Below are 15539 nucleotides of genomic sequence, written 5' to 3'. Positions count from 1 at the left end.
TCGGTGCCAATTAAGGCCGTTACGTGACAGGCCGCGCCGTCCTCGTCAATTGTCCGCTTTCAATACAGCGGCCGACGAAAAGATCAATGGCGCCAGCCCTATTTGATGCATGGCACAGGTTCGGGGCGGGCAGCCATGGTAAAGTTCCTCTGTGAAATCAACCGAATCAAATCGCACACATGCACAGGGTCTCTCGACCCTGTCCAAGGTGATCGCGGCGCTGGCCTGCTGGACAGCTCTAGCCGCCCCAGTGGCCGATTCCGCACAGGCCGATCCCAGCCACGCGATCGCCATGCACGGCGCCCCGGCCCTGCCACCCGATTTCAGGCAGATGCCCTATGCCAATCCCGACGCGCCGAAAGGCGGCCGCATGGTCCAGGGCGTTCTCGGCACCTTCGACAGCCTCAATCCCTTCATCGTCCGGGGCATCGCGGTGCCGCAGATGCGCGGCTATGTCATCGAAAGCCTGATGACCCGCGGCCAGGACGAAGCCTTTACGCTCTACGGCCTGCTCGCCGAGAGCGTCGAAACCGACGATATCAGAAGCTTCGTCACCTTCCGGATCAATCCCCAGGCCAAATTCTCCGACGGCAAACCCGTCCTGGCTGCAGACGTGCTGTTCTCCTGGCAATTGCTGCGCGACAAGGGCCGGCCCAATCACCGGCAGTATTATTCGAAAGTGGCCAAGGCCGAGGCGCTGGATGAGCGCACGGTCCGCTTCGACTTCGGCGGCCAGGCGGATCGCGAATTGCCGCTGATCCTCGGGCTGATGCCGGTGCTGCCGAAACACGCCGTCAATCCCGACACGTTCGAGGAAACCTCGATGGCGCCGCCGCTGGGCTCCGGGCCCTATACGGTGACGGGTGTGAAACCCGGCGCGGCGGTGACCCTCACCCGCAATCCCGCTTATTGGGGCCGCGATCTGCCGATCAATCGCGGGCTGTGGAATTTCGACGAGATCCGCCTCGACTACTATCGCGAGGCCAACACCCATTTCGAAGCCTTCAAGCTCGGCCTCTACGACTTCCGCGTCGAGAACGAACCGCTGCGCTGGCACGACGGCTACACATTCCCCGCCGCCACGTCCGGCGAAGTGATCCGCGACAGCATCAAGACCGGCCTGCCGAAGCCGTCGGAATTTCTGGTGTTCAACACGCGGCGACCGATGTTCACCGATATCCGCGTACGTCAGGCGCTGACGCTGCTGTTCGATTTCGAATGGATCAACCGCACCTATTTCTTCGGCCTCTATGCCCGTTCGGCCGGCTTCTTCGCGGGCTCGGATCTCTCTGCTTATATGCGCGCCGCGGATGATCGCGAACGGACACTGCTGCAGCCCTACGCCTCAAATACAGCCGCCAATATTCTCGATGGCAGCTACCGCTTGCCGGTCAGCGATGGCTCGGGCCGTGACCGTCCCGCGCTGCGCACCGCGCTGGCACTGCTCAAAGACGCGGGCTACGAACTTGTAAACAACGTGCTGCGGCGACAGTCGGACAAAGCGCCCCTCGCCTTCGAGATCCTCGTCACCACCCGCGATCAGGAACGCATCGCGCTGGCCTATGCACGCGATCTCAAGCGCGCCGGCATCATTGCCAATATCCGCTCCATCGATGCCGTGCAGTTCGACCAGCGCCGCATCAATTTCGAATTCGACATGATCCAGAATCGCTGGGACCAGTCGCTGTCGCCGGGCAACGAGCAGTCATTCTACTGGGGCTCGGAAGCCGCCGACAATCCCGGCACCCGCAACTATATGGGCGCGAAGAATCCTGCGGTCGACGCCATGATCTCCGTCATGCTGGAGGCCCGCGACCACGGTCCCTTCGTCGATGCCGTCCGTGCCATGGACCGCGCACTGATCGCAGGTTTCTACGCTATCCCGCTCTACTATGTCGGCGAGCAATGGATTGCCCGATGGAATCGGATAGAACGACCTTCTACCATCGCGCTCTCAGGCTATTTGCCGGAGACCTGGTGGGCCAGAACGCTGCCAGCTTCGCCGCCGAACCGGAAGTGACACTGTGACATCACCCACGCCGAATGCCTCGCCCACCCTCGACGGTCTGTTTCGCCGCATCCTCAGCCGGCAGCCGCAGGCGCTGGCGCTGGTCGACCCCGCCGACAAGCTGCGCATCACCGCAACCGAGCCGCAGCGGCTGACCTTTGCGGATGCCGACCGGGCGATCTTGGCGCTGACTGCGCATTTCATGGAGGCCGGCCTCCCCGCCAATTCGGTCATCGCCGTCCAGCTGCCGAACACCGTGGAATTCGTCCTGACCGTGCTGGCTGCGCACCGCGCCGGCCTCGTCGTCGCGCTGCTGCCGCAGCTCTGGCGCCAGGCCGACCTGACCATGGCCCTGAATCGCTGCAGCGCGCGGGCGCTGGTGACGTCGAGCAAGATCGATGGCGTCAGCCATGCCGATCTGATCATGAACGCTGCGGCTGAAGCCTTCTCGATCCGCTATGTCGGCGGCTTCGGCAGCGATCTGCCGGAAGGCATGACCCCGCTCGACGCCGTATTGACCGGCGAATTCGCCGAGCCCACGCCGGTGACGCAGGACGCCCGCCGCGCGGCTATCGTCTCCTTCGATGTCACCTCCGATGGCTTCCGCGCAGTGCCGCGCACCCATCTCAACCTGATCTCCGGTGGCCTCGCCGTCTTCCTCGAAAGCGGCATGCCACAGGGCGCCACGATCATGTCGGCGATGGTGCTGTCGTCTTTCGCCAGTATCGCCTCGTCGCTGGTGACCTGGCTGCTCTCTGGCGGCGTGCTCGCTTTGCATCATCCGTTCGACAATGCGGTGCTGGAACGTAGCATCGCTGCCAACGCCTGCGACGTGCTGGTGGCGCCGGCGCCGCTGGCGCAGCGCCTTGCCGATGGTGGGTTGCTGGATCGCTCACCGGTGCTGCGTTATGTGCTCGGCCTCTGGCGTGCGCCTGAACAGGTCGCCGCCTCGCCTGCATGGCCGGGCTCGCAGGCATCGTTCACCGACGTCTATCTGTTCGGTGAAGCCGGCCTGTTCGGCGCCATTCGCGGCGACGACGGCATGCCCGTCGCCATCATGCCGGGCCCGCACGGCGCGCCGCGCGCCCAGCAAGGCTCCTCCATTGCCGGCGATATCACGCTGACGCCCAGGGGCACGCTGGGCCTCCGCGGCCCGATGGTACCGGTGCTGGCCTATACGGCCCAGGCCGACGCCAGCAACGCGCTGATCCCCGCCCAGCCGCTCGATTATGTCGATACCGGCTATATGGCCCGGCTCGACCGCGCGACGGGCGCGATCAATATCACCGCGCCGCCCTCGGGCATCATGGCCGTCGGCGGCTATCGCTTCCTGGCGCAGGACCTCAACGAATGGGCCAAGCGGCTCGGCGAGAACGCCATGCTGACGGCGCTCCCCGATCGGCTCAGCGGCTACCGCCTCGCCGGCCGCGCCAGCAACAACGGCCGCGCCCGCGACGCCCTGACAGAACTCGGCCTCAATCCGCTGATGGTCGAAGCCTTCCGCGACCGTGCCGCAGCCGACTGAGCGAGCAAAAGCGATCCTGAAAATGCGAGCGATCTCATTGACTCTGCATTAAGGACGTCGGGCTAGCCTGCCGCGATCAGTTTCGCGTAGAGGTTCAGCTCAAGCATGTCCGACCAGGCCACGATCGTCGCCGTCTCCAACCAGCAGCCGGCCGCGTTTGCGACAGCCCTGGCGGAGAGCAACATCTTCCCGGTGGTCGATGCAACATGGGCCGAGGCGCTGGACGCAGTGGCGCGGGTGCAGCCGGCCGCCGTGGTCGTGTCGGCTTCGGCTGACGACATGCCAACCTTCCAGGCGCTGGCCAAGCGCCTCGGCGCCAAGCAGCCTTATGTGCCGCTGATCGCGATCGATCCCGCTACAGACTTGCCGGGCCATGCGATCCCGCTCACGCAGACCGACGGCAATTTCGATCGACTCAGCGCGCGGCTGCGCAATGCGCTGCGTGTGCGCACGCTGCATGCCACCGTTATGCGACGCCTGACCGCCGAAAACCTGCATCGTATGTCCCTGCAGTCGGACCCGCTGGACGATGCGACGGTGATGCTGATCGGCCGCGGCGGTGGTTATGCCGCGCTGTCGGTTGCGCTCGGCGAACGCGTCGGCGTGGTCGGCGCGCTCAGCATCGAGGCTGCCGCCAAGCATCTCAATGCGCGCGACCTCGACGGCATCGTCATCGGCGAGGGCTTCAGCACGCGCGTCGTTGACGCGTTTCTCACTGTCCTCACCGAGGACGCACGCTTCCGCAATCTGCCCGTTGTCGTCACCGTGCCCGGCCTGACGCCGAGCTACGATCTTGCCAATCTCGAAATGGTCGTCGGAGACGCCGACACCGTCGCGGCCGCGGCGCTGCCGCTGCTGCGCCAGCACGCCTTCGAGGCACGTCTCGGCCGCACCTTGAAGTCGATCGAATCCGACGGACTGCTCGATCCCGCCACTGGCCTGCTGACGGCTGCCGCCTTCGAACGCGACATCGCGACCGCCGTCTACCACACGCAAACCCGCGGCGGCGGATTGTCGATGGCCAGGTTCTCGTTCGACAACATCCCGCTGCGCGCACAGCGCGACGCTGCGCGGATCATCAGCCGGCTGATGCGGCGGATGGACTTCGGCACGCTGCAGAACGACGGCTCCATCGTGGTCGCTTTCGCCGAAACCGACCAACGCAACGCCCATATGATCGCCAGGCGGCTCTCCAGCGTGATGAAGCATACCATGCACGGACCCAAGCGCGATGCGCGCAACGATCCCCACGTCACGGTGATCACGATGGAGCCAACGGATACCGCGAAGTCGCTGCTGGCACGCCTGCATGGCGAGGACGCGCAACGCGCAGCGTCTTAGTTCCAGAAATAAAATCAGGAACGAAGTATCGAACATCGCATTGTAGGTGCATCTGCAATGGAGACAACGATAATGAAAAAGCTTGCACTGATCACCGCTTCCCTCGCCCTTCTCGCCACGCCGGTTCTCGCGCAGTCGACAGTCACGACGGGTGCTGCGCCCGCCGAGGCAAAGTTCTCGACCGTTTCCAAGGAGGAAATGTTCTCGTCCAAGCTCAAGGGCCTGAACATCACCAACCAGAAGGATGAAACGATCGGCGAGATCAGCGATCTCGCAATCAAGAACAATCAGGTCGACGCGCTGATCCTGTCGGTCGGCGGCTTCCTCGGCATGGGCGAGCACTATGTCGCGGTCTCGCCGGCTTCGGTGAAGGTGAGCCTGAACAAGGACAACAAGTGGGTGGCGTCGATGAACACCACCAAGGAGGCCCTGAAGGCCGCTCCGGAATTCAAGTATCCGAAGTAAGCGTCGCGTAGTTCAACGAACGGCCGTCGGCAGCTATGCCGGCGGCTGTCTTGTTTTGCGGCATGCTCTGTCCTCATCCTGAGGAGCCGCACTTTGGCGGCGTCTCGAAGGATGCGTGTTCGGCGCTGACTTCGCAGCCATCCTTCGAGACGCAGCGCCATCGGCGCTGCTCCTCAGGATGAGGACGGAGCGAAAGCGCCTAAGCCGCCTTCTTGCTCTCCGCGAGCCCCGCCAGCGCGCGCAGGATCTCCGTCGCACCTTCGAGGCGTTCTTCCGGTGTTCCCCAATCCTGCAGGAACACCACCTTCATATCCGGGCGCACCTTCGCGGCTTGGCCATACTGCTTGATGAAGAATACCAGCTTGTCCGGCTGCGCGAACGAGTTGTCGCGGAACGAGATGACAACGCCCTTCGGACCGGCATCGACCTTCTCGACATTGGCGCGGCGGCAATAGGCCTTGATGGCCGCGATCTTGAACAGATAACGGACCTCGTCGGGCAGCACACCGAAACGGTCACGCAGCTCTGCGGCGAAGGCAGCGATCTCGTCATCGGTCTCGAGATCGGCGAGTCGACGATACAGCGACAGACGGACCGCAAGATCGGCGACAAAGTCGTCGGGGATCATCACCGGCATGCCGAGCGTGATGGTCGGCGACCACCTGTCGGCGACCGGCTCGGAGATACCTGACTTAAGCGCCAGGATCGCCTCTTCCAGCATCGACTGATAGAGCTCGAAGCCGACTTCCTTGATGTGGCCGGACTGTTCCTCGCCGAGCAGATTGCCGGCACCGCGAATATCCAGATCGTGCGAGGCGAGCTGGAAGCCTGCGCCGAGGTTCTCCAGCGACTGCAGTACTTTCAGCCGGCGTTCCGCCTGCCCGGTGATCTTGTGCGTCGACGGCAGCGTGAACAAGGCATATGCGCGCAGCTTGGAGCGGCCGACACGGCCACGGAGCTGATAGAGCTGCGCGAGGCCGAACATGTCGGCGCGGTGAATGATCAGCGTGTTGGCGTTGGGAATATCGAGACCCGACTCCACGATCGTGGTCGACAGCAGGATGTCGTATTTGCCGTCATAGAACGCCGACATGATGTCTTCGATGACCGTTGGCGCCATCTGGCCATGGGCCACGGCGACCTTCATCTCCGGCACATGCTTGTCGAGGAAGTCCTTCACCTCGGCGAGATCGTCGATGCGCGGCACCACATAGAACGCCTGCCCGCCACGATAGCGCTCACGCAGCAGCGCTTCGCGGATCATCAAGGGATCATGCGGAGCCACGAAAGTGCGCACCGCCAGACGATCGACCGGCGCCGAGGCGATGATCGACAGGTCACGTACGCCGGTCAGCGCGAGCTGCAGCGTGCGCGGGATCGGCGTGGCCGACAGCGTCAGCACATGGACATTGGCGCGGAGCTGCTTCAGCCGTTCCTTATGCGTCACGCCGAAGTGCTGCTCCTCGTCAACCACGACGAGGCCGAGGTCCTTGAACTTGATCGACTTGCCGAGCAGCGCATGCGTGCCCACGACGATGTCGATGGAACCATCTGCAAGGCCCTTCTTGGTCGCCGTCAGCTCTTTCGGCGCGACCAGCCTTGAGGCCTGCGCGACATTCACCGGAAAACCCTTGAAGCGCTCGGTGAAGTTCTTCGCGTGCTGACGCGCCAGCAGCGTGGTCGGCACCACAACGGCGACCTGCTTGCCTTCCATGGCGACGGCGAAGGTGGCGCGCATGGCCACTTCCGTTTTGCCGAAGCCGACATCGCCGCAGATCAAGCGATCCATCGGCTTGCCATGTTCGAGATCGTGCAGCGCGGCGTTGATCGCGGTCTGCTGGTCCTCGGTTTCCTCATAGGGGAAGCGCGCGCAGAATTCGTCATACTGCTCGCGCGGTACGACGATCCGCTCGGTCTCGCGCAGATGCCGCTCGGCGGCGATCTTGATGAGTTCGCCGGCAATTTCCTGGATGCGGTTCTTGAGCTTGGCCTTGCGCGCCTGCCAGCCGGAGCCGCCGAGCTTGTCGAGTTCGACATTGGCCGCATCGGAGCCATAGCGCGACAGCAATTCGATATTCTCGACCGGGAGAAACAGCTTGGTCTCGTTGGCGTAGCGCAATTCGAGGCAGTCATGCGGCGCGCCGCCGACCTGCAGCGTCTGCAACCCGACGAACCGGCCGATGCCGTGCTCCACATGAACCACGATGTCGCCCGCCGCGAGACTCGTCACTTCCGAGATGAAGTTGTCGAGCTTGCGGCTCGCCTTGCGCGACCGCACCAGGCGGTCGCCGAGGATGTCCTGTTCGCTGATGACGGCGATCTGGTCGGTCTCGAAACCGCTCTCCATGCCGACCACGGCCAGCATGGTCTCGTTGCGCGGCGTTGCCTGCACCGCGCGCCATGAATTCACCATCTGCTGGTTGAGCAGTTTGTGATCCTTCAACATGCTCGCCATGCGGTCGCGCGAGCCTTCGCTCCACAGCGCGACAACGACCTTCTTGCGCTCCGCCTGCAGCGCCTGGATATGGGCGACCACACGCTCGAACACGTTCACATTGGCGTCGGCCCGCTCCGGCGCGAAATTGCGGCCTGCCCGTGCGCCCGCGTCGACCACGCCCGGCGTGCCGTCCGGCACGGCAAACGGCGACAACCGCGCCATTGCGAGATCTTCCAGCCGCTTGTGCCATTCGCTGTCGGTCAGATAGAGCCGGTCCGGCGGCAGCGGCTTGTAGATCGCGCCGCCGCCGGGGATGCCCATGGCTTCGCGGCGCGCCTCGTAATAATCGCCGATCTGCTTGAAGCGTTCGGTGGCGGCATCTTCGCCCTGCGGCTCGATGGCAACCGGCGTGCCCGGCAGATAATCGAACAGCGTCTCCATCCGGTCCTGGAACAGCGGCAGCCAGTGTTCCATGCCGGGATGACGGCGGCCTTCGCTGACCGCTTCATAAAGCTGGTCGTCGCGCTCCGGCGCGCCGAACTGCGCGACATAGCCCATGCGGAAGCGGCGGATAGTTTCGGTGATGAGCTGGAATTCAGACACCGGCACCAGATCCAGCGCGCGCATATCCATCAGCGTGCGTTGCGTCTCGGCATCGAAGGCCCGGATCGATTCCAGACTGTCGCCGAAGAAGTCGAACCGCACGGGCTGGTCGAGGCCCGCCGGAAACAGATCGAGGATGCCGCCGCGCACGGCATATTCGCCGGGCTCGCGCACGGTGCCGGAGCGGGTGTAGCCGTTGTGTTCGAGCCAGGCGACGATGGAGTCCATCGGCACCACATGGCCGGGCGCAACCGACAGCGCCTGCGCCGCGACGATCTCGCGGGCCGGCACGCGCTGCACGACGGCGTTGACCGTGGTCAGCACGATCATCGGCTTGTCGCTGCCGGTGAGGCGCGACAGCCGCGCCAGCGTGGTCATGCGATGCGCGAGAATGCCGCCATGGGGCGAGACGCGGTCGTAGGGCTGGCAGTCCCAGGCCGGGAATTGCAGCACCGGCAAATCCGGCGCGAAGAATTCCAGCGCGCGCGCGAGCTGCTGCATCCGCGGCCCGTCACGGCAGATCACGGTGAGGCTCACTGCCGGCGGCTTCGGCTTGGCCGCAACTGCGCGTGCCAGATCGGCAACGATCAGGCCTTCGGCGCCCTCGGCGACATTGGCAAAGGTCAGCGCACGGCCGGGCGCAAGCTGCGCGGCCGGCGAGGCAACGGGGGATTTCATAGAGGCTTGTCCAGATTCCGGAACAGCTTGATGCGCTCGAACAGCGGCGTGCGGTACTGCTCGTCCAGTTGGGTATCGCCGACGAAGGCCGGATAAAGCTCGGGGTCTTCGAGGCCGATCAGGTCTTCGAGCTGCTTGAGTTCGAGGTCCGCCAGAATGCCGATCTCGGCATCCGCAAAGCGGCCCAGAATGAGATCCATCTCGCGCGTGCCGCGGTGCCAGCAGCGGAACAGCAGCCGCTTGCGGCGGTCATCCAGGCCGTTGCTCGATCGTGTCGTTCCCGTCATCTGTCCATCCCGCCCAAAGCCCGCAAACGCAGAAAGCCCGGACGTGCCGGGCAGGCTCATATAGCCTCCGCTTCCGCCCCTGTCAGCACCTCATAACGCATTGCTTTCGCCTTGAAATGCATCCAAGTCTCGCAAATACCGTAGCTCTCTCGCCGTGCTGGCCACCTGAGTCGTCCTGATGCGCCCTGAAGTGCTCAATCCCCTGTTCGTCCCGGTCACCAGCATGTCGGGCATCGGGCCGAAGCAGGACAAGCTGCTGCGCTTCCTGCTGGACCGCGCCGAGACGCCGCGCATCGTCGATCTCTTGCTGCATCTGCCCGTCAGCGTGATCGACCGCCGCGACAGGCCGAAGATCAACGAGGCCGAGATCGGCGCCATGGTGACCCTCGAAGTCATTGTCGATCGCCATCGCGAACCGCCGCCCGGCCGCTCCCGCGCCCCGCATCTGGTCTATGCCCACGACGACACCGGCACGGTGATCCTGACCTATTTCCGCACCTATCCCGGGCAGATCGAAAAGCTGCTGCCGGTCGGCGAGAAGCGCTACGTCTCCGGCACAACGCAGCTGTTCGATGGCATGCTGCAAATCACCCATCCCGACCGCGTGGTCGACGAGGAAGGCTTCGCCAAGCTCACGGGCATCGACGCGGTCTATCCGCTGACGCAGGGCCTTGCGATCACCTCGCTGCGCAAGGCCATCGCGCAGGCGCTGACCAAACTGCCGGCACTGCCTGAATGGATCAGCCCCGAAGTGATCCGGCGCTGCAAGTTCCCATCGCTGGCGGAGGCGTTGCAGCGCGTCCATGTGCCGGTCGAGATCACCGACGTCCTTCCGGAAGGGCCGTTCTGGTCGCGCCTCGCTTTCGATGAACTGCTCGCCGGCCAACTGGCGCTGGCGCTGGTGCGTGCGCAACTCCGTCGTCCCGCCGGCGATCGCAATGCCGGCGATGGTCACATCCGCCGCAAGATCATCGACGCCCTGCCCTATGCGCTGACGCAATCGCAGCAGCAGGCGACCGCGGCCGTTGCCGATGATCTCACCAAGCCGCTGCGCATGCTCCGGTTGCTGCAGGGTGACGTCGGCTCGGGCAAAACCGTCGTGGCGCTGCTGGCCGCTGCGGCCGCCGCCGAGGTCGGCAAGCAGACAGCCTTGATGGCGCCGACGGAAATTCTCGCGCGCCAGCACATCAAGACCATCACGCCGCTGGCCGAGCGCGCGGGCCTGCGCGTCGCCATCCTCACCGGCCGCGAGAAAGGCCGGGAGCGCAAGGATATCCTGGCGCGGCTCGCCAGCGGCGAGATCGACTTCATCGTCGGCACCCACGCACTGATCCAGGACGACGTGGAGTTCAAGGCGCTCGCGCTGGCTGTGGTCGACGAGCAGCACCGCTTCGGCGTCCGCGAGCGTCTCACGCTGACCAACAAGGGCAACGCCGTCGATGTGCTGGTGCTGTCAGCAACGCCGATCCCGCGCACGCTGGTGCTGACTTACTTTGGCGACATGGACATTTCGGAGCTGCGCGAAAAGCCTGCCGGACGCCAGCCGATCGAGACCCGCACCATGTCGGCGAGCCGGCTGCAGGAAGTCATCGACGGCATCGGCCGCGCGGTGGACAACGGCAAGCTGATCTACTGGATCGTGCCGCTGGTGGAAGAGTCCGAAATGGACGGCCCGAAACTCACCAATGCCGAAGAGCGCTTTGAAAGCCTGAGCGAGCGCTTCGGCGACAAGGTTGGCATCGTGCATGGCCGGATGAAGGGGGCGGAGAAGGACGCGGCGATGGCGCGCTTCGCTGCCGGCGAGACGCAGATCCTTGTCGCTACGACGGTGGTTGAAGTCGGCGTCGATGTCCCCGCCGCGACCATCATGGTGATCGAAAATGCCGAGCGCTTCGGTCTCGCCCAGTTGCATCAGCTCCGCGGCCGCATCGGGCGCGGCTCGGAGGCGTCGACATGCCTCCTGCTCTATCGCGAGCCGCTCGGCGAGATCGCCACCAAGCGCCTCAAGGTCATCAAAGACTCCACTGACGGTTTTCGCATTGCCGAGGAAGACCTCAAGCTGCGCGGCGAAGGCGACGTATTGGGAACGCGTCAGAGCGGCATGCCCGGCTTCCGCATCGCGCGGTCCGAAGTCCATGCACAGCTCATCACACAGGCGCGCGACGAAGCGCTGCGGATCCTGCAGGACAATCCGAAACTGACAGGCGAGCGCGGCGAAGCGCTGCGCTGCCTGCTGTATCTCTACGAACGCGATGAGGCGATCCCGCTGATCGGTGCGGGATAGCCGCGCTTTCTTGTCATTCCGGGGTAGGACGGACCGCAAAGCGGGCCGGACTGAGCCCGGAATCTCGAAGTGTTTTGCGCTGTCGGAGACTCTCATGCTGGGATTCCGGGTTCGCGTGCGCGAAGGCGCGCCCGCGCCCCGGAATGACGAGCTTGGGGCGGCAAGCCTGCACCAAACATTTTTTCCTACCCGCCGTTGACAACATCCCTATAAGGTTTATATTCCCCTCCGTCCTGCCCCACCGAGAGGGGCGATCGCGATCGTCACGTTCGCGGGGTGGGATGCGGTGGACGCCGGAGATGCGGCGTTACGCGGTTTGGGGGTGACGTCTGTCTTCGGGCAGGACGGATCTGCGCCAGCACTGCCACTGGCAAGGAGACGGCCGACCTTGAGATGGACAGATCCCTGGACAGTGTGACGGACGACCAAATCGAAACGCGTTCGGCCAAGTGCTTTGCGGCTACCCTGTCCCTCCGCCCTGGGACATTAATTTTGGTGATGGGACCGTTCGCCATGGCAGATGTGCAAGCAACCGAAAAAACACCGCATGCGGAACGTCGGGCAATCGCTCGGCGCCTCCGAAAGTCCTGATGCACACTAGATTGCGGAAGACCGCATCGCATCAGGCCCAAGGGTGCAACGGGCACCCGGCGTTCCGCACGCCCTCTCACAGGGGGTAGGGAATGCAAGCAACGACGGCGCCCCCGCGCCGCAAACAATGGGGGCGATGACGCATGTCTGCAGAGCAGTGGCTGTTTGACATTCGAAGAAGCTGAGACGCGCAGGCGGTCGCGATATCCCTCCCCCAAGCAGCGAAGCTGCGCAGTGGGGAGAGTCGGCCGATAGGCCGGGGTGGGGTCTCCCCATGCGAGGACAGCGTTCGTGGCACCACCCCACCCGTCTCGACCGCTCCGCGGTCGATCCACCCTCCCCACTGCGCGGCTTCGCCGCTTGAGGGAGGGAAAGAAAGCTCTACGACCTAATCCACCTGTGCTGGCTGCTTCGCTGGCGGAGCATTCGCGATACCCGCTGCCGTTGCCATCTGCGCCAATGCTGCGATCTTCTTCTGCGAATCGGACCCCGGCTGTACGACGCCCGCTGACATGATCAGCGTCGCGGCATCCTCGGCGGACATGTCGATGTCGATGATCTTGCTCTTCGGCACATAGAAGAAGAATCCCGTCGTCGGATTCGGCGCGCACGGCAGGAACACCGAGATGTGTTCCTCCTGCCCCGGCAGGCTCTTCGCGACTTCGGTGCTTGGTGGCTGCGAGATCAGCACGATCGACCACATGCCGGGCGACGGAAACTCGACGAGGCCTACTTTACGGAAACTCGATCCTGAACCCGAGAACAATGTCTCGAACACCTGCTTCAGCCCGCGATAGATCGCGCGCACCACCGGCATGCGGCCGAGCAGGTTCTCGCCGAGATCGACCAGCGAGCGGCCGATCAGGTTGGCGGTGAGGAAACCCAGCAGGGTCAGCGCCACGAAAGCGACGATCAGGCCGGAGCCCGGAATACCGTAAGGCAGGTACTGTTCGGGCCGATAGGCCTCCGGTACCAGCGGCCGCACGATCGCATCGACCCAGGTGACGAACCACCAGGTCAGGTAAAAGGTAATCGCGACCGGACCGGCAACGATCAGACCGGTGAGGAAATAGTTGCGGATCCGGGCCATGAAGCCGCGCGGCGCCTCGGGCGGCGGGTCGCCAACGGGCGGGGTCAACGGCAAATCGGGGCGTTCCATCAGCGTTTCAAATCCATCTGGCGCGGCGCGCGAAACCGCGCCGTCAGTCCTTATGGGTATCCTAGCAGGATTTCGCCAGTGCGGGGGAAGCCACTTGGCGGCGCCAGGCGGCCAAACCGGCCGCCTGCGACAATCTTGCCGCTTCGCCGGCCTATTCCACCGTGACCGACTTGGCCAGATTGCGCGGCTGGTCGACGTCAGTGCCCATCACCACGGCGGTGTGATAGGCGAGCAACTGCACCGGCACGGCATAGACCAGTGGTGTGAAGGCTGCGTCCATGTCCGGCATCACAATGGTCACCATGGAGTCCACGGTGGCCTCCTCCGCGCCCTTGGCGTCGGTCATCAGAATGATGTTGCCGCCGCGCGCTGCGACCTCCTGCATGTTCGACACGGTCTTGTCGAACACCCGGTCATAAGGCGCGATCACGACCACCGGCATGGTCTCGTCGATCAGCGCGATCGGACCATGCTTGAGTTCGCCGGCCGCATAGCCCTCGGCGTGGATGTAGGAGATTTCCTTCAGCTTCAGCGCGCCCTCCAGTGCCAGCGGATAGCTGGTGCCGCGGCCGAGATAAAGCACGTCCTTCGACTTGGCGATGTCGCGCGCCAGCTTCTCGATCGCAGCTTCGTGCGTCAGCGCGTCGGTCATCAGACGGGGGACCTTGACGAGACCGTGAACCAGTTTGGCTTCGTCGGCGTCGGACAGCTCACCGCGGGCCTTGCCGGCTGCGATCGCAAGCGTCGCCAGCGCCATCAACTGGCAGGTGAAAGCCTTGGTCGAGGCCACGCCGATTTCCGGACCAGCCAGTGTCGGCATCACGGTCTCGCTCTCGCGCGCGATCGTCGAGGTCGTGACGTTGACGACAGCGAGCGTGTGCATGCCCTGCTCTTTGGCGTAACGCAGTGCTGCCAGCGTATCGGCCGTCTCGCCGGACTGTGAGATGAAGATCGCCAGATCGCCCTTGCGTACCGGGGCTTCGCGATAGCGGAATTCGGAGGCGACATCGACTTCGACCGGCACGCGCGCAAAGCGTTCGAACCAGTATTTAGCGATGAAACCCGCGTAGCTCGCAGTGCCGCAGGCGGTGATCGAAATGCGCTGGATGTCCTTGAAGTCGAACGGCAACGTCATCGGCAGCGCAACGCGCTCGTTCGCCAGATCGACATAACGCGCCAGCGTGTGACCAACGACTTCCGGCTGCTCGTGAATTTCCTTGGCCATGAAGTGGCGATAGTTGGCCTTATCGACCATGAAGGCCGACGCGCCGGATTTCAGCACGTCGCGCTTCACGACCTTGCCGGATTCATCGTGGATCTCGCAGCCCCTGCGGGTCAGCACCACCCAGTCGCCGTCTTCGAGATAGCTGATGTCGTCGGTGAACGGCGCCAGCGCAATCGCGTCGGAGCCAAGATACATCTCGCCGTCACCATAGCCGACTGCAAGCGGCGAGCCCTTACGGGCGCCGATCATCAGGTTGTCGTGATCCTTGAACACGAAAGCCAATGCGAACGCGCCTTTCAGGCGCGGCAGCGCCTGCTTCACAGCTTCGACCGGCGATGCGCCCTTCTGCAGATAGAAACTGACGAGATGCGCGACGACTTCGGTGTCGGTCTCACTCGCGAACTTGGCGCCGCTCTTTTCGAGTTCGAGGCGCAATTCGCGGAAATTCTCGATGATGCCGTTGTGCACGACCGCGACGCCTTCGGCGGCGTGCGGATGCGCGTTGGCTTCGGTCGGCTTGCCATGCGTCGCCCAGCGCGTGTGACCGATGCCGATATGACCTGCGAGCGGCGACTTGCCGAGCTTGGCTTCGAGATTCTTCAGCTTGCCTTCGGCGCGGCGGCGATCGATATGCGCGCCTTCCAGCGTGGCGACGCCAGCGGAATCGTAGCCGCGATATTCGAGGCGCTTCAGCGAGTCCACGATCTGGTCAGCAACCGGACCGCGTCCCAAAATTCCGACGATGCCGCACATGCGGGGTTATCTCTCCAAGTGGTATCAAATTGCCCAGAAATACTGGAACTCTCTTAGCGAGAATCGCAAATCGACTGTTACTCAATAATTATTGCCGATTGAGACAAGTTACCGCGGTTATAGGGGCATTTTGCGCGACGCGTTTAACAAACCATCAACGTGTTTGCGGAAGCATCTACGCCT

At 63.9% G+C, this 15539-nt stretch carries 9 protein-coding genes; 5 read left to right on the top strand and 4 right to left on the bottom strand.

What is annotated here, in order from left to right:
* Positions 1–220: 220 nt before the first annotated feature.
* The 4 genes from AB8B20_RS03320 to AB8B20_RS03305 all read left to right on the top strand — a co-directional run bounded on the left by AB8B20_RS03320 (position 221) and on the right by AB8B20_RS03305 (position 5339).
* Positions 221–2020, top strand: coding sequence for an extracellular solute-binding protein (locus AB8B20_RS03320; RefSeq protein ID WP_439073018.1), 1800 nt, complete (start codon positions 221–223; stop codon positions 2018–2020).
* A gap of 4 nt (positions 2021–2024) precedes the next feature.
* Positions 2025–3533, top strand: a complete 1509-nt coding sequence (locus tag AB8B20_RS03315; protein WP_439071685.1) for an AMP-binding protein — start codon at positions 2025–2027, stop codon at positions 3531–3533.
* Between the two features lie 105 nt (positions 3534–3638).
* Complete coding sequence (locus AB8B20_RS03310) at positions 3639–4874, top strand: GGDEF domain-containing protein (protein ID WP_439071684.1); 1236 nt, start codon at positions 3639–3641, stop codon at positions 4872–4874.
* A gap of 72 nt (positions 4875–4946) precedes the next feature.
* Positions 4947–5339, top strand: coding sequence for a PRC-barrel domain-containing protein (locus AB8B20_RS03305; protein WP_093758623.1), 393 nt, complete (start codon positions 4947–4949; stop codon positions 5337–5339).
* A 199-nt stretch (positions 5340–5538) separates the two neighbouring features.
* Here the strand turns inward: AB8B20_RS03305 and mfd are convergent, their stop codons facing one another.
* Both mfd and AB8B20_RS03295 read right to left on the bottom strand, forming a co-directional pair.
* Positions 5539–9057 (bottom strand): transcription-repair coupling factor, encoded by a 3519-nt coding sequence (mfd, locus tag AB8B20_RS03300; RefSeq protein WP_439071683.1) that lies wholly within the window; start codon positions 9055–9057, stop codon positions 5539–5541.
* On the bottom strand, positions 9054–9344 hold the full coding sequence (locus tag AB8B20_RS03295) for an FAD assembly factor SdhE (RefSeq protein ID WP_089264393.1): 291 nt from the start codon (positions 9342–9344) through the stop codon (positions 9054–9056). The genes mfd and AB8B20_RS03295 overlap by 4 nt, the downstream gene beginning before the upstream one ends.
* A 178-nt stretch (positions 9345–9522) precedes the next feature.
* Here AB8B20_RS03295 and recG point away from each other — a divergent pair, with 178 nt between their 5' ends.
* Positions 9523–11628: an ATP-dependent DNA helicase RecG gene (gene recG / locus AB8B20_RS03290; protein WP_439071682.1), complete on the top strand. Its 2106-nt coding sequence runs from the start codon at positions 9523–9525 to the stop codon at positions 11626–11628.
* 979 nt (positions 11629–12607) lie between these two features.
* Here the strand turns inward: recG and AB8B20_RS03285 are convergent.
* Together AB8B20_RS03285 and glmS are read right to left on the bottom strand one after the other, a co-directional pair.
* On the bottom strand, positions 12608–13381 hold the full coding sequence (locus AB8B20_RS03285) for a DUF502 domain-containing protein (RefSeq protein ID WP_374725664.1): 774 nt from the start codon (positions 13379–13381) through the stop codon (positions 12608–12610).
* A gap of 148 nt (positions 13382–13529) precedes the next feature.
* Positions 13530–15356 carry a glutamine--fructose-6-phosphate transaminase (isomerizing) gene (glmS, locus tag AB8B20_RS03280; RefSeq protein ID WP_439071681.1) on the bottom strand — a complete coding sequence of 609 codons (1827 nt, stop codon included), beginning with the start codon at positions 15354–15356 and terminating at the stop codon, positions 13530–13532.
* Between the last annotated feature and the right edge of the window lie 183 nt (positions 15357–15539).

It is taken from the genome of Tardiphaga sp. 866_E4_N1_4 (genome assembly GCF_052076075.1).
Classification (GTDB): domain Bacteria; phylum Pseudomonadota; class Alphaproteobacteria; order Rhizobiales; family Xanthobacteraceae; genus Tardiphaga; species Tardiphaga robiniae.
Note: the sequence above shows the minus strand (reverse complement) of the source record. Positions and strands in the feature narration are given on the sequence as shown.